This window comes from Arthrobacter sp. Soil736 (assembly GCF_001428005.1).
Lineage (GTDB): Bacteria > Actinomycetota > Actinomycetes > Actinomycetales > Micrococcaceae > Arthrobacter.
Genome location: NZ_LMSB01000001.1, coordinates 323,233 through 338,128, shown reverse-complemented (window position 1 = coordinate 338,128; position 14,896 = coordinate 323,233). Strand labels below are relative to the sequence as shown.

General features: G+C 65.5%; 14 protein-coding genes. 9 read left to right on the top strand and 5 right to left on the bottom strand.

The genetic code is table 11. From position 1 onward, the window contains the following. Positions 1-214: 214 nt before the first annotated feature. Genes ASG92_RS01575 through pknB form a run of 7 tightly spaced genes read left to right on the top strand, consistent with a single transcriptional unit; the run spans position 215 to position 9,863 of the window. Complete coding sequence (locus tag ASG92_RS01575; RefSeq protein WP_056623408.1) at positions 215-955, top strand: DUF3662 and FHA domain-containing protein; 741 nt, start codon at positions 215-217, stop codon at positions 953-955. Next, a complete protein-coding gene (locus ASG92_RS01570) occupies positions 952-1,434 on the top strand; it encodes an FHA domain-containing protein (protein ID WP_056623405.1) in 483 nt (160 codons plus the stop codon). The genes ASG92_RS01575 and ASG92_RS01570 overlap by 4 nt, the downstream gene beginning before the upstream one ends. 2 nt (positions 1,435-1,436) lie before the next feature. After that, entirely contained in the window at positions 1,437-3,182 is a 1,746-nt protein-coding gene (locus ASG92_RS01565) for a PP2C family serine/threonine-protein phosphatase (protein WP_056623402.1), read from the top strand. Beyond that, the gene (locus ASG92_RS01560) at positions 3,179-4,633 is read left to right on the top strand and encodes an FtsW/RodA/SpoVE family cell cycle protein (protein ID WP_056623397.1); all 1,455 of its coding nucleotides are present in this window, start codon (positions 3,179-3,181) and stop codon (positions 4,631-4,633) included. Before ASG92_RS01565 ends, ASG92_RS01560 begins: the two co-directional genes overlap by 4 nt. Further along, positions 4,630-6,087, top strand: coding sequence for a penicillin-binding protein 2 (locus tag ASG92_RS01555; protein WP_056623394.1), 1,458 nt, complete (start codon positions 4,630-4,632; stop codon positions 6,085-6,087). The genes ASG92_RS01560 and ASG92_RS01555 overlap by 4 nt, the downstream gene beginning before the upstream one ends. Beyond that, positions 6,084-7,922, top strand: a complete 1,839-nt coding sequence (locus tag ASG92_RS01550) for a protein kinase (RefSeq protein ID WP_056623391.1) — start codon at positions 6,084-6,086, stop codon at positions 7,920-7,922. Before ASG92_RS01555 ends, ASG92_RS01550 begins: the two co-directional genes overlap by 4 nt. A gap of 51 nt (positions 7,923-7,973) precedes the next feature. Continuing rightward, complete coding sequence (gene pknB, locus ASG92_RS01545) at positions 7,974-9,863, top strand: Stk1 family PASTA domain-containing Ser/Thr kinase (RefSeq protein WP_240986953.1); 1,890 nt, start codon at positions 7,974-7,976, stop codon at positions 9,861-9,863. Between the two features lie 80 nt (positions 9,864-9,943). On the opposite strand, the gene ASG92_RS01540 is transcribed toward pknB, so the two are convergent. Genes ASG92_RS01540 through ASG92_RS01535 form a run of 3 tightly spaced genes read right to left on the bottom strand, consistent with a single transcriptional unit; the run spans position 9,944 to position 11,548 of the window. Next, positions 9,944-10,585 carry an aminodeoxychorismate/anthranilate synthase component II gene (locus ASG92_RS01540; RefSeq protein WP_056623383.1) on the bottom strand — a complete coding sequence of 214 codons (642 nt, stop codon included), beginning with the start codon at positions 10,583-10,585 and terminating at the stop codon, positions 9,944-9,946. Continuing rightward, positions 10,582-10,752, bottom strand: coding sequence for a hypothetical protein (locus ASG92_RS29115; protein WP_200951851.1), 171 nt, complete (start codon positions 10,750-10,752; stop codon positions 10,582-10,584). Before ASG92_RS29115 ends, ASG92_RS01540 begins: the two co-directional genes overlap by 4 nt. Before the next feature lies 1 nt (position 10,753). Continuing rightward, positions 10,754-11,548, bottom strand: coding sequence for a class E sortase (locus ASG92_RS01535; protein ID WP_056623379.1), 795 nt, complete (start codon positions 11,546-11,548; stop codon positions 10,754-10,756). A gap of 175 nt (positions 11,549-11,723) precedes the next feature. On the opposite strand from ASG92_RS01535, the gene ASG92_RS01530 reads away from it, so the two are divergent. Beyond that, complete coding sequence (locus ASG92_RS01530; RefSeq protein ID WP_056623376.1) at positions 11,724-11,975, top strand: cell division protein CrgA; 252 nt, start codon at positions 11,724-11,726, stop codon at positions 11,973-11,975. A gap of 13 nt (positions 11,976-11,988) precedes the next feature. Beyond that, complete coding sequence (locus ASG92_RS01525; RefSeq protein ID WP_056623372.1) at positions 11,989-12,585, top strand: DNA-3-methyladenine glycosylase I; 597 nt, start codon at positions 11,989-11,991, stop codon at positions 12,583-12,585. Positions 12,586-12,782: 197 nt separating this feature from the next. On the opposite strand, the gene ASG92_RS01520 is transcribed toward ASG92_RS01525, so the two are convergent. Both ASG92_RS01520 and ASG92_RS01515 read right to left on the bottom strand, forming a co-directional pair. Next, a complete protein-coding gene (locus tag ASG92_RS01520; RefSeq protein WP_240986952.1) occupies positions 12,783-13,256 on the bottom strand; it encodes a carboxymuconolactone decarboxylase family protein in 474 nt (157 codons plus the stop codon). 755 nt (positions 13,257-14,011) lie between these two features. Beyond that, complete coding sequence (locus ASG92_RS01515; protein ID WP_056623365.1) at positions 14,012-14,893, bottom strand: rhomboid family intramembrane serine protease; 882 nt, start codon at positions 14,891-14,893, stop codon at positions 14,012-14,014. Positions 14,894-14,896 lie beyond the last annotated feature (3 nt).

Genomic DNA, 14,896 nt, shown 5'->3' with positions numbered 1-14,896 from the left:
GCAGGGCGTGTGATCCCGCAAACACCAGGGCCGCCGAAATGAACGAATCGAGCGTCCGGCGCGTTGTGGATTAAGGTCATTCACGGACGTGGCCAGTAGTATCGGATGTATAGGCGTCCGCTTCCGGCGGGCCCGCTGTTGTGTTGTGACCTGCGTTGCCAGTTGAGTTCCACGAGATGTGCTGCCCTGCAGCTGCAAGGAAAGGAGAGGGACCATGGGTTTGCTGGACAAAGTCGAGCGTGGCATCGAAAAGGCCGTCCGCGGTGTCTTCTCCACCGGTTCCAAGGCCCAGGTTGAGCCTGTGGAAATCGCCAGCCGCCTGCGCCGCGAAGTGGACCATAAGGCCATCACCGTTGCCGCCGGACGCACCCTCGCCCCCAACGTCTTTGACGTGATGCTCAGCGACGACGACTTCCAACGGGCCCAGGAGTGGGGTACCCCGCTGGCCGAGGAACTCTGCGATGTGGTGATCAACCATGTCCGCAGCCAGGGGTACACGTTGCAGGGCCCGGTCCGGATTTCCTTCCGGCGGGACGAAGCACACCGCGCCGGAGACTTCGAGATCACCTCGAAGACAGAAAAGTCCTCCGCTCCCGCACCGGCTGCGCCCCGCGCCAACGTACCGGCAGCGCCCAGGCGCCAGCCGGTCCGCATGCAGCCGGTCCTGGACATCGACGGCCAGCGGTATTCACTCAACGCACCCTCAATCGTCCTGGGCCGTTCATCAGAAGCTGACATTTTGGTGGACGACACCGGAGTTTCGCGCCGCCACCTGGAAATCCAGACTGCCGGCGGCACCACCACGGCCGTGGATCTGGGTTCCACCAACGGCAGCTACGTCAACGGACATAAAGTGGCCGGCAGCATGGAGCTTACTGACGGCTCCACCATTACGATGGGACGGACCAAAATCATCTTCCGCCTCCTGCCCGCCAACACTGGCGGCCGCCCATGAGCGAACTGACCATTACCGCCCTGCGCTTCGGCTTCCTTCTGCTTCTCTGGGTACTCATCTTCAGCATCGTCTCCGCCATGCGCCGCGACCTCATGATCGGCCGCAAGGCCGCCACCGGTGCGCCCACGGCACGGCAGGTCCGCAAGAACCCCGAGCTCGCCGAGCCGCCTCCCGCCCCCGTCAAGCAGCAGGCGCGCCAACTGGTGGTCACCGAAGGACCGCTCAAGGGAACCACCGTGCCCCTGGCTGCGAGCCCCATCCTGCTGGGCCGGGCCCAGGAGGCCACTTTGGTGCTTGAAGACGACTACGCCTCCGGCAGGCATGCACGGCTCTTCCCGCAGGGAAGCCGGTGGTTCATTGAGGATCTCGGCTCCACCAACGGCACATACCTGGCCGAACAGCAGCTCACCCGGGCCCTTCCCGTGGACCTTGGTGTACCCGTGAGAATCGGCAAGACGGTCATCGAATTGAGGCCATAGCCATGGCCGCTCCGGACATTCCCGCGGAGAAGGCGCCAGCCTCGGAACGGCCGCTCATTTTGCGTTACGCCGCCCGTTCCGACGTCGGCCGCATCCGTGCCAAAAATGATGACTCGGCCTATGTGGGCAAGCATCTTGCCGTCGTGGCGGATGGCATGGGCGGGCACGCCGGCGGCGATGTTGCCTCGGCCGCCACGGTTCTGGACATGATCCACCTGGACACGGACGAATACCACGGCGATGCCGGCACCGTCCTGGCCGATGAAATCCAGACGGCCAATTCCCTGCTTTCCGAACTCGTCCACATCAATCCCAAGCTTGCCGGAATGGGCACGACGGTGACAGCCCTGCTGCTGGCCGAAGGCAAGCTTCACTTCGCCCACATCGGCGACTCCCGCGCCTACCGCCTGCGCGGCGGCGAATTTGAGCAGATCAGCGTGGACCACACGTTCGTCCAGCGGCTGATCGACGAAGGCCGGCTGCGCCCCGAAGAAGCCGAAACCCACCCGCACAAGAACGTCCTCATGCGCGTCCTCGGCGATGTTGACGCGAGTCCCGAACTGGACCTCGCCACGCTGGAAGTGCAGCCCGGCGAACGCTGGCTGCTGTGCTCCGACGGCCTGAACTACGTGGCCGGCCATGTCGTGGAGCGGACCGTCCGGGAAACGAAGGACCTCCGCGAATGCGTGGAAACCCTCGTTGACCTCACCCTCGAAGCGGGCGCCCCGGACAACGTCACCGTCGTCATGGCGGAAATTGTCGAGGAAACGGCCGACGACGTCAGAACGGCCGCCGTCGACGTCGTTCCTCCCGCCGGGGAACCCGGGGCAACGCCCGCTGCCGCCGCCGAAGCTGGCGCGGCAGCCGCGGCCGGCTCCGCGATACCGGCCGCCGGGCCCGCGACGCCGGTTCCGGCACCGGCACCCGGGTCCACACGTGCGCCCAAAACAGATGCCGAACCCGCTGAAGTAACGGGTGAAGAAACGGGTGCGGCAGCCACGGAGGGTTCCGAATCAGCCACGGCCAAGGAACCCGGCACCAGCACCGATCCTCATCTGGGCGAACACCTGTCGGCAGAAGTGCTGCGCGAGGAGCTGTCGTCCAGGCCCCACCTCCTCGTCGGCGCAGCCGTAACGGCAGCCGAATCGGGTTCCATTCCCACCATCGCGGGCCGCACTGTGGCCCGCCGGGCAGCAACCGTCCTCACCCACAAAGCCGAGCAGGACCGCGAGGCCGCCGAAGAACCGGGGCCCGAGCGCCGTCCGCGGCGCTGGATCACCATGGGAATCGCGGCGGCGGCGCTTGTGGTCCTCGCCGTGGGCCTGTGGCTCGGGTACGCCTGGACGCAGACCCGCTACTACATCGGCGAGTTCGATCAGCGGGTGGCCATCTTCAACGGCGTTTCACAGCGCCTCGGCCCCATCCAGCTGTCCACCCTGGAGGCAGTCACGGATATCCGGATGGATTCCCTGCCGCAGTTCTCCCAGCAGCGGGTCCGCCAGACGGTTCCCGCGCGCGATCTCTACGACGCCCAGCGCATCGTCAAGAACCTTGAACGCACGGGCACCACTGCCCCCTCGGACGAATGCATCACTCCGTCGCCGACCCCTTCCGCGTCGCCGCGTGCCACACGCACGACGCCTGCGGCCACCCCAAGACCCACGGCGACCAGCACCCCGAGGCCGACCGCGACGGCCGGGGCGTCTGCCGCGCCGACCCCTACCGCGACCTGTGAGGCGGGCCAATGACCATCGCCGAGACCATGCCCAAACCCCGGCGCAACGTGGAGCTGCTGCTGCTGTTGCTGGCCCTGTCGGTCAGCATCGGCGCCAACGCGCTGATCAGCGTCGACGGGCAAACCGCACTTGATACCGACTTCTGGTTCCAATCGAGCCTTTTGGCGGTGGCGGCCCTCGTCTTCCACGTAGTCCTCCGCTTTCGGGCAAAATATGCGGATCCGGTAATACTTCCCCTCGTGGTGGCCCTCAACGGGCTTGGCCTGGCCATGATCCACCGTCTGGACGCTCCCGGAGAAGACACCGGCAACAACCAGCTCCGCTGGACGCTGATCGCCATGGCCGTCGCCATCGCGGTGATCTGGTTCCTCAAGGATCACCGCATACTGCGGCGCTTCACTTACATTTCCCTGGCCGTCAGTGCGCTGCTGTTGATCCTGCCGCTGGTTCCGGGCATCTCCGCCGGCGAAATCCTCGGTGCCCGCGTCTGGATCAGGCTCGGTCCCATGACCTTCCAGCCCGGCGAGGTCGCCAAGATCACGCTGGCAATATTCTTCGCCGGCTATCTGTCGTCCAACCGCGATCTCATCATGCTGGCCGGACGCAAGATCGGCCCGCTCCAGTTCCCGCGGTTCAAGGACATGGGCCCCATGATCACCGCGTGGCTCGTCAGCATCGGCGTGCTCATTTTCCAGCGCGACCTCGGATCCTCCGTGCTCTTCTTCGGCCTCTTCATCGTGATGATCTACGTGGCCACAAGCCGGATCAGCTGGGTGGTCATCGGCCTGGCCCTGATCCTCGGCGGCGGCTTTGTGGCCTCCAAGGTCTTTTCGCACGTCGCACTCCGCATCGACGCCTGGCTCAACGCGTTTACGGAGGAAGTCTTCGGCCGGTCTCCCGGCGGCAGCGGCCAGATCGTGGAAGGTCTGTTCGGCATGGCCAGCGGCGGGCTGGTGGGCACCGGCCTCGGCCAGGGCCGCCCCAACCTCGTGCCGTTTGCCAACAGCGACATGATCATCGCGTCCTTCGGTGAGGAACTGGGCCTGATCGGGCTCTTCGCCATTGTCCTGATGTACCTGCTGCTGTTCACCCGCGGCTTCCGGGCAGCGCTCGGCACGCGCGACGCCTTCGGCAAACTTCTGGCCTGCGGCCTCTCCTTCGCCGTGGCACTGCAATGCTTTGTGGTCATCGGCGGCGTGACCCGGCTCATCCCCCTGACGGGCCTCACCACACCGTTCCTCGCGGCCGGAGGCTCCTCCCTGCTGGCGAACTGGATCATCGTGGGCCTCCTGCTGATGATCTCGCACACGGCCCGCGGACCGGTGGACACGACGCCCCTGCAGCCGGGCGGGGCTCCCGAGGCGAAGAAAACCAAGCCGGCCCTCGCTGCCGGCGGACGGCCGGGCAGGAACGCCACGCAAGTCCTTCCAGACGCTCCCACCGAGGCGGTGAAACACCTGTGAACCAGGCCATACGACATTCGTGGATTGCCGCGATCGCCATGTTCGCCCTGATCTTCGGCGCCCTGAGCTACGTCCAGGTGGTTGGCGCCGACGAACTCAAGGCCAACGCCTGGAACAAGCGCGCCATCCTGCAGAACTACTGCAATGACCGCGGGGCCATCCTCGTGGCAGGCGCTCCTATTGCGGAGTCGGTGCCGGGCAGCGAGACGTGCAAATTCCAGCGCACCTACACCCAGCCCGAGCTCTACGCCGGCATCACCGGCTACTTCTCCAAGAACTACGGAGTGACCGGGCTCGAACGCGCCATGGACGCCCAGCTCGCGGGCAGTTCGGACCAGCAATTCCTGGACCGCATCGGGCAGCTCTTCCTGGGCAACCAGCCCAAGGGTGCCTCCGTGGAGCTGACCATCGACCCCAAGATCCAGAAGCTGGCCTACGACCTCATTCCGGACGGCCAGCGCGGTTCGATCGTGGTCACGAATCCCAAGACCGGCAACATCCTTGCCATGGTCAGCAAACCGTCCTACAACCCCAACCAGATCGCCACCCAGGACGCGGCCAAAGAGCAGGCTGCCTACAACGAGATCATCAAGGTCCCCGGGGTCAACCTGAACCAGTCTGTCAGCGGCCCCACGGGCGCCGTCCTGGCCCCGGGCTCGGTCTTCAAGCTCGTGGACACTGCGGCAGCCCTGGGCTCAGGGAAGTACAACGCGGACAGCCAGCTGCCCAATCCGGCAGAGATGTCCTTCCCCGGCATCCAGTACAAGCTGCCCAACTACGCCGGCGGCAACTGCTACACCCGGAACACCGCCAGCTTCGCCTTCGCGCTCCAGCAGTCCTGCAACACACCGTTTGCCAGGATCGCCCTCGACCTCGGGGAGAACGCGATCGCCGAGCAGGCAGCCAAGTTCGGCTGGGGCCAGGAACTCGGCGACCAGCTCAAGCTCGACTATCAAAAGAGCATTTTCCCAAAGAACCTGGACGACGCCGGACTGGCCCAGTCCGCCATCGGACAGCGGGACGTCCGCGCCACACCGCTGCAGATCGCGCTGATGACTTCGGCCATCGCCAACGGCGGAGTCCAGATGGCTCCCAACCTGATCAAGGCCGTACGCTCGCCGGACCTTCGCGTCATCGACGAACCGAAACCCACAGCCCTGAGGACCTCCACCACGCCGGAAATCGCCGGCCAGATCACCCAGTGGATGACCAGCGTTGTGAGCGAGGGCATCGGCGCCGGCGCCGCAGTCCCGGGTGTGCAGGTCGCCGGCAAGACCGGCACCGCCGAACTCGGGACCGGCGGATTGAACAATTCTTGGTTTACCGGGTTCGCCCCGGCCAACGACCCGCAGGTGTCTGTCACGATCGTCATGCAAGGCGTGGACATCTCCACCGGCGCACAGCTAACCAGTCCGAACGCAAAGAAGATTTTTGAGGCGGTGTTGAATAAGTGAGGCCTACATCAGGAATCACCCTCGGCGGCAGATTCCAGTTGACCACGCGTATTGCGATCGGCGGCATGGGCGAAGTCTGGAAGGCCAAGGACCTCATCCTCGGCCGGATCGTGGCGATCAAGGTGCTCAAAGAGGAGTACACGGGCGATCCCGGATTCCTCCAGCGCTTCCGTGCCGAGGCCCGCCACACCGCCCTGCTCAACCACGTCGGCATCGCCAATGTGTTCGACTACGGCGAGGAGGAGGGGTCGGCCTACCTCGTCATGGAGCTGGTCCCCGGCCAGCCGCTGAGCAGCATCATCGAACACGAACAGGTCCTCTCGCCGGACCGCACGCTGTCCATGATCGCCCAGACGGCCCGCGCGCTGTCGGTAGCCCATGCCCAGGGGCTGGTGCACCGCGACATCAAGCCGGGAAACCTGCTGATCACCCCCGACGGTCGGGTTAAAGTCACCGACTTCGGCATCGCCCGACTGGCCGACCAGGTGCCGCTGACGCAGACGGGCCAGGTGATGGGAACCGCACAGTACCTGGCTCCCGAACAGGCAACGGGCCAGACGGCCACCGGCGCTTCGGACATCTATTCACTCGGCGTGATCGGCTACGAATGCCTCTCGGGCCACCGGCCGTTCTCCGGTGAATCCCAGATCGCCATTGCACTGGCGCAGGTGAATGACGCCCCGCCGCCGCTGCCGGAGACCCTTCCGAAGCCGGTCCGGGCCCTGCTGATGTCCATGCTGGCCAAGGACCCGAAGAACCGCCCGGCCAATGCCATCAAACTGTCCGAGGCCGCCGAGGCAATCCGCAACGGCGACATCCCCGCGGCCCAGGCCGCCGTTCCCGGAATGCTGCTGTTCGAAGGCGCCACCGGCCCCATCACAGCGCCGGTCAAGACGCACACGGCTCCCACCGGCGTCATTGGCACGGAGAAAAGCTCGACGACGGCGACGTCCGCACTCCCGGTGCTGGGCGCCGCGGCCGCTGGCGCTGCCGCGGGAAGTGCTGCCGCGGCAGCAGGAGCCGAAGCCGGCGAGGAAACGGCTACGCGGGCCGGCAGCACGCTCTCGCGTGCCGACGCCCTGGCCGCCGAGCGCAGCTGGATCCAGGAAGAGGAACAGTACGACGACGAACCGGCGGATGAGCCGCAGCGGCGCGGGCGCAGTCCCTGGACCTGGCCGCTGATCGCGCTGATCCTGCTGGTCCTGTTCGCGCTCGTGGGCGTCCTGCTGACCCAGGCCGGCATCCTGTTCCCGAAGACCCCTGCCGGCACCGCGTCGGGCACCCCGAGCCGCACCATTTCAACGAGTGCCAGCCCGACGCCGTCGGCAACGTCGGCAACCCCAACGGAAACCACGCCGTCGCCTACGGAGACCACGCCGGAGGCCATCAACCTGATTCCCGATGCCTATCTCGGCAGGCAGTACAGCGAGGTCCGCAACGACCTGATCGCTCTCGGCCTTAAGGTGGACGGCGTTGAGGTCGCCAATCCGGCGGCCCCCGGCACCGTCACTGACATCAATCCCGCCGGGCCGGTGCAGGTCGGGGAAACCATCAAGGTGACGTACTCCAAGGGTCCCGAAACGGTCTCCGTTCCCGACATCAGCGTGGGCAGCAGCGAAGCCGAGGTGCAGGCCGCAATCGAAAAGGCCGGGCTCCGCTGGGTCAAAGGCGCTGAAGAGGCCGGAGAACCGGGGCAGCAAGCCGGCACCTTTGTCAGGTCCGATCCCGATGGAGGGCGCAAGGTCGAGTCCGGATCTGTGGTGACCTACCACCTCGCGGCCCCCCTCGTTTCCCCGCCAGGCGCCACGCCCAGCACCGTTCCAACCCAAAGGTAAGCAGTGACCACGCCGCCAAGAACTCCGTCGCACCGGGAGGACAGCATCCCTGTGACGACACAGCGCGTCCTCAACGGGCGCTATGAGCTCGGGGAGCTCATAGGCCGCGGAGGCATGGCCGACGTCCACCGTGGCGTGGATACGCGCCTCGGCCGGACCGTGGCCATCAAGCTGCTGCGTCAGGACCTGGCCCGGGATCCGCAGTTCCAGGCCCGGTTCAAGCGTGAGGCCCAGGCCGTCGCGGCCCTGAACCATCCCTCCATCGTGGCCATCTACGACACCGGCGACCACGCGGTGCCCGGCGACGCCCAGGATCAGGTCCGCGTTCCCTACATCGTGATGGAATTCGTATCCGGCAAGACCCTCCGGGAGCTGATCAGGTCCAAGGACATCACCATTGACCAGGCCGTCGAGTACACCCTGGGTGTGCTGTCAGCCCTGGAGTACAGCCACAAGGCCGGAATCGTGCACCGGGACATCAAGCCGGCCAACGTGATGTTCTGCGAGAACTCGGACACGGTCAAGGTCATGGACTTTGGCATCGCCCGGGCCATGGCTGACTCCTCGGCCACCATGACCCAGACGCAGGCAGTGGTGGGCACGGCCCAATACCTCTCCCCGGAGCAGGCCCGCGGCGAAACCGTGGACGCCCGCAGTGACCTGTACTCGGCAGCCTGCCTTCTCTATGAAACGCTGACCGGCCGGCCGCCGTTCATTGGTGACAGCCCCGTTTCGGTGGCGTACCAGCATGTTCGCGAGATCCCGGAGCCGGCCAGCAGCTTCAACCCCGATGTTTCCGAAGCTCTGGACAGCGTCCTGGCGAAGGCGCTGCAGAAAGACCGGGCGGACCGTTTCCAGGATGCGGCCGCGTTCCGGCGCGCGCTCCGTGCCGCGAAGAACGGCATCGCCGTGCCCGCCCTGTCAGCAAGTGACGCGCCAACCGACCCCAATGACCACATTCCGGAACCCGACCGGACACCGGCAACCGCCGCTTTTTCCGTAACCGGCGCCAGCTTCCTGGATGACGCTCCCGGCGGCCGGTTCCGCCCGGTGCACGGCACCGGAGACGATGCCGTGCTGCCGGCGGAGGCTACGTCAGTCTATGAGACGGCGGAGCAGGACGACCTGCCCCTTGGCCTTCCCCGTGAACGGGAGCGCACCGGGGTGCAGAAGTCCCGCCGTCGCGCCTGGATCGCCACATTTGTGATCTTCACGCTCCTGGTTCTGGCAGGAAGCGGCCTGTGGCTGTACAACATGATGAACCAGCCGCCAGCGGAGCCGGTCAGGATCGCCATCCCCTCGGTGGAGGCCCGCACGGAAACTGAAGCCCTGCAATTGCTGTACGACGCCAGATTGCGTCCCCAGATCAAGCGCGTGCAGCACGACACCATCGCGAAGGGCACTGCCATCGGCACCGAGCCGCCGGCGGGATCGTCGCTGGCACCGGATTCTGAAGTGACCCTGAATATTTCGGCGGGTCCAAGTGCCGTCAAAATCCCGGAGACGCTGCCGGGACGGACGGAAGCCGCCGCCCGGGACATCCTGCGCCAGGCCGGGCTGGTGGGGGCGCCCTCCACCACCATGGCCAACAGCGCAACGGTGCCCGGAGGCCTCGTGATCACCACCAAGCCGGCTCCGGGCCAGCAGGTGGCCGTCGGCAGCACCGTGGAGATTGTGGTTTCCACCGGCAAAGTGTCTATGCCCGAGCTGCGCGGCATGACGCGGGCCGAAGCCGAGGCCGCGCTCAAGGCGATCGGCCTGACCGCGGTGATCATGGAGGTGGAGAACTCCCAGGTTGTCCCGGGCAAAGTGACCGGTCAGAGTGATCCCCTCAACGCCCTCGTGGAACAGGGAAAGTCCATCACCGTGACAGTTTCAAAGGCTCCGGAACCGAAGCCCACGCCCAGCCCGTCAGCCAGCCCGTCGCCGACCAAGAGCTGACCGACCTGGGCTGACCGACTCGGGCTGACCGGCCACGTCGCGCAGGCGTAGGCCGCCCCGCCAGCAGGCCGCCCGGAGTGCTAGTGCTGGATGAGCGGGCTGAGCTTGGCCGCCCGTTCGGCCGCACCCTTCATGCCGAGCGACTCGAGCCAGTTGCCCAGCATCTGGTAGCCGCCTTCGGTGAGGACCGATTCCGGGTGGAACTGGACGCCGCACAGCGGGGCGGTGCGGTGCTGCAGCCCCATGACGACGCCGCTGGCGGTCTCGGCGGTGATTTCGAGGACGTCGGGGATGGACTCCCGCACGGCGGCCAGCGAGTGGTAGCGCGTGGCGGTGACGGGGGAGGGGAGTCCGGCGAAGACGCTGGAGCCGTCGTGCTGCACCAGCGATGTCTTGCCGTGCATGAGCTCCGGCGCGTGCGTCACGATCCCGCCGTAGGCCTCGGCGAGGGCCTGATGCCCCAGGCAAACGCCGAACATCGGCTTGCTGTGGTCCCCGCACCACTTGATCAGCTCGATGCAGACGCCTGCCTCGGCCGGCGAGCCCGGACCCGGCGAGATGAGGACGCCGTCGCGCGTTTCGGCCATTTCGATCGCCTCGGCAAGCGTCACGTCGTCGTTGCGGACTACCGTGGTTTCGGCGCCGAGCTCCTGGAGATAGCCCACCAGGGTGTAGACGAAGCTGTCGTAGTTGTCCACGACGAGGATCTTGGTTGTTCTCATGGGTTGCTTGCCGCACCAATCGTTGAGTCGGTGAATTGTGTGAACTGGGACATCCAGGGAAACAGGAACTCGACCATCAGGAACAGGGCACCGGCGATCAGCGCCACTGAGGTGATGATGCGGAGCCAGAGGGGGCCCGGCAGGTGACGGAATATCCAGCCGTACATGTCAGCCTTCCCCCCGGGCGCGAGCCACCTGGGCTGCGATTTCCGCTGGCGGTCCGGCGGACGCCGGCTGCCAGTGGTCCAGCAGGGAGTACGCGATGATCCGTTCCTGGGATCCGAACCGGGGGTTGCAGCTGGTCATCGTGAGGAAGCTTTCCGTGGGCCTGACGCCCGGCTGCGACGGCACGGGCAGGAGGACGTCGGCGTCGGTGGGCATCACGATCCGGTTGTTCCGGAATACGTAGACGTAGTAGCCGTCGCGTGTCTGGACATAGATTTTGTCGCCCGGCACCAGCGTGTGGATGTTGTCCAGGACGGCACCGTGCGTCTGCCGGTGGCCGGCGACGGCGAAATTCCCCACCGCACCGGGCATGGACGTGTTGCCGTAATGGCCCAGGCCAAGGGTGTCCAGCACGTCCGCCGTGGTTCCCTCGACAATGGGCCGGGTGTAGTTTTCACCGAAACGGGGGATGTACATGATGCCGATTGTGCCGCCGTGCCCCGGAGCCTTGGCCACGGCAGGCGTGCCGTAATCCGTGGTGCCGGGCATGGACGCCGACGGGCTCGGGACCGGTGCAGGAGTGACGGGCCCGCCCAGTTCCCGGGCGAAGTCTTTGATCACTTCGCTTTGCTTGGCGTCCGAAGCCACATTGGTCCACCACAGCTGCCACGCGACAAAGAGGAGGAGCACAATGCCGACCGTGATGAGCAGCTCGCCGAAGATCTGGACTGCTTTACGCAGGATCACGACGCCGGTGGCCGGCGCGGCGGCGGGCGCCACCTTCTCCTGCAGTACCACGCGTTCTCCTCCAAGGCGGTTGCGGCGGGCGCCGGTGTGGCCTGAACTACAGCTAGAATTGGCTGCTAGTAAGACTTCAGACTTGACCAAGAGCGCCCCGACCGCCGGCGATTTCCTTCCTGCAGGATATCAAGCCGCGGTCCACACTCTTGATTCAGCCCGCCAAGGAGGACATGTGCCCGAGTCAAAGCCACGTAAGAAGACTTCCCGCGCGGCCGAGCCGGTCTCCGCCCAGGCCTACAAGCCGAACCCCGTCTGGTTTAAGCCGGTAATGTTCGGGCTGATGATCATCGGCCTGCTGTGGATCATCACGTTCTACATCAGCGAAGGGCAGCTTCCCGTCCAGGCATGGCAATCCTGGAACATCCTGGCCGGTTTCGGCATCGCCATCGCCGGCTTCCTGATGACCACCCGCTGGCGTTCCTGACCCGCGCCACTTCATGACTGTGGAAGGCATCATCATCGGCGACGATGGCCTGGCACGTCCGCTGTGGGCCTCGTCGGACCCCCTCATGCGCGAGTACTACGACACCGAGTGGGGCCTGCCCGTCCGGGACGAACAGGGCCTCTACGAGCGCATCAGCCTGGAGGCGTTCCAAGCCGGCCTGTCCTGGGCCACCATCCTGCGCAAGCGTCCCGCCTTCCGTGCGGCCTTCCACGATTTCCATCCCGAGACGGTTGCCGCCTTTACCGAAGCCGACGTCGAACGGCTGCTTCAGGATCCGGGCATCGTCCGCAACAGGCTCAAAATCCGCGCCGCCATCACCAACGCCCAGGCGACCATTGCCCTGCGTGCCGAAGGCGGGCTGGTGGACTTCGTCTGGCAGTTTCAGCCTGCCTCCACTCCTGAGCCTGTTACTCACGCCGACGTGCCGACGACCTCGCCGGAGTCCATCGCGCTGTCAAAGGCGCTGAGGAAAAAGGGCTTCGCCTTCGTCGGCCCCACCACCATGTTTGCCCTCATGGAGGCCATCGGCATGGTGGACACGCACCTCGTGGACAGCCACCGCAGGGGCACGTCCGGAGTCTGGCGCTAGCCGTACCCCCTGTTCGCCGCCGCCAACCTGTTCACGACCACCAGCGCCGTCCACACATGTTGGTAAAGATATCCACAGTGTGGATAAGTCCCGGACCGCGGGCCGCCCTGAAAGCCGCGCCAAGGCCTTCCCTGCCACCATTGATCCGACACCGGGTTATTAACAATTGTGGAAAGTCTGTGGAAAACGTTGCGTGACTACTCCTGCTTGCGGCGCACCGGGTGCTGGCTGGTGATCGACACCCGGTTGAACGCATTCATGGCAATGGCCAACCAGCTGACTGCCGAGTACTGCTCGGCAGACAGGTGTTCCCTTGCATAGCCGTCCTCCAGGGCCCGCTCCCGGGCATCAGGAAGGCTAGTGATGCTCTCTGCCAGGGCCAAGGCGGCACGCTCCGTCCCGTCAAACAGGGCGGTGTCGCGCCAGGCCGACAGGACAGCGATCCGCTGCACCGTTTCGCCGCCGTTCAGGGCGTCAGCCACATGCATGTCCAGGCAGTAGGCGCAGCCGTTGATCTGCGAGATGCGAACGTGCAGCAGTTCGATGACCTTGGGGTCCAAACCGGCCTCAAGGGCGGCTTCCTTGGCCTTGAGCCCCAGGCCGTTCAACGCCCGCCAGGCTGCAGGGTGTTGCTTGTCCAGGAAGACGTGTTCTGTGACGTAGTTACTCACGGTTACTCCTCGCAACATCGGGCCACGGCCGCCGGAGGTCCACGTGGCTGACAACTAATCCGAGACTACACGCGGGGAAAGTTATCCACTTAGCAACAGGCAGCTACCCACAAGTTATCCACAGATGGGGATAACCTGTGGGATATCTGTGGGCGATCGCTGCGATGTAGGCCTTCACAGCTTGGGATGGTCATGAACTACACGGCTGTAACTTATTAACAATGTGAATAACCCTGTTGAAAATGTGGACGGCCGACCCGGTTAGTCATGGTTTCACCTGTTGTTCTGCCCGGCATAACCCGGCCTTCATGACCCGGCGGTGTCGGCTCCAGCAGTCAGGCCCCTCGTTTGAGGGGTGGTTCACCTTCCGGCGCCGGGGACCGCGGTAATCCGGCGAAAGTTGTCCACTTAACCACAGCTCCGCCGCCGCCACTTATCCACATGTGTGGACTTCGCGAAGGCGCCGGCGGCCTGAACCGCCAGTCCGCGCGGAATTTGAGCCTCAGGAAGCTGAACTACATCCGTGTAAGTTACCAACAATGTGGATAACCCCTGTGGAAAACCCGTTAAACCAAAGACCCCGCCTCGGACGAAGCGGGGAATGGTACTAAGCGTTGGAAGGGACTCGGGCGGGGAAAGACGCGGTGCGCTGGGCAGGGCAGAGCAACTGTGGGGGTCCGTCAGAGAGCCCGAGGGGTCCGTCAGAGAGCCTGAGCGGTCGCTCGGAGAGGCTGCGGAGCTGGCCGGTAGGAGGGTCAGCCGGCGATGACGCGGTACCAGGTGGCCGCCACCAGCAGTACCGCGACGAGAGCGAGGCCGCCCGCCTGCATGAGGCTCCGGCGGGATCCGCGCGGGGCGTAGGCGATCGCGGCAGCGCAGAGCCCACCTGTGATCAGGCCGCCCAGGTGGGCCTGCCAGGCAATCTGCGGCACCAAGAAGCCGATGACGCCGTTGATCGCGATGAGCACCCACAGTTGCCTGGTGTCTCCGCCGCGGTGCCGCTGCACCACCAGCATGGCGCCGAAAAGTCCGAAGATGGCTCCCGAGGCGCCTACGACGCCTGTGAGGGGCTGGCCCGGAACGTAGCCGGGTGTCAGCAGGAGATAGCCGACGGAGCCGCCGATCGCGGACAGGAGGTACACGGCAAGGAAGCGGATGCGTCCGAGGAGCGGCTCCAGCGCCTGGCCGAACATCCACAGCATGTACATGTTGAGGACGATGTGCAGGATAAAGCCTTGCGAATGGAGGAAGGCCGACGTCAGCATGCGCCAGGGTTCGAACACCCCGTATTCCGGAGTGGCATAGACGGTGGCGAAGGCAAGGTTCTGGTAGACCTCATCACCCGGAATCAGCCACTGCAGCACATACAGCACCGCACACAAGGCAATGATCGCGTACGTCACTAAAGGCTTATCGGACGCAACGGCGCCGCCGTAGACGGTCCTGGCTGCCGGCGTCGTACGTTTTGATTCGTTGACGCAGTCAACGCACTGGAATCCGACGGCGGCCGCCCGCTGGCACTCGGGGCATGCCGGGCGCCCGCAGCGCTGGCAGCTCACATAGGAGGGCCGGTCCGGGTGCCGGGGGCACACGGGTATCTGTGCGGGCGGCTCCGCCGCCGGTATCCCATAGCTCATGGT

Coding starts and splice junctions, on each gene's coding strand:
- ASG92_RS01575 (WP_056623408.1), top strand. CDS start 215: ATGGGTTTGCTGGACAAAGTCGAGCGTGGCATCGAAAAGGCCGTCCGC.
- ASG92_RS01570 (WP_056623405.1), top strand. CDS start 952: ATGAGCGAACTGACCATTACCGCCCTGCGCTTCGGCTTCCTTCTGCTT.
- ASG92_RS01565 (WP_056623402.1), top strand. CDS start 1,437: ATGGCCGCTCCGGACATTCCCGCGGAGAAGGCGCCAGCCTCGGAACGG.
- ASG92_RS01560 (WP_056623397.1), top strand. CDS start 3,179: ATGACCATCGCCGAGACCATGCCCAAACCCCGGCGCAACGTGGAGCTG.
- ASG92_RS01540 (WP_056623383.1), bottom strand. CDS start 10,585: ATGAGAACAACCAAGATCCTCGTCGTGGACAACTACGACAGCTTCGTC.
- ASG92_RS29115 (WP_200951851.1), bottom strand. CDS start 10,752: ATGTACGGCTGGATATTCCGTCACCTGCCGGGCCCCCTCTGGCTCCGC.
- ASG92_RS01525 (WP_056623372.1), top strand. CDS start 11,989: ATGACTGTGGAAGGCATCATCATCGGCGACGATGGCCTGGCACGTCCG.
- ASG92_RS01515 (WP_056623365.1), bottom strand. CDS start 14,893: ATGAGCTATGGGATACCGGCGGCGGAGCCGCCCGCACAGATACCCGTG.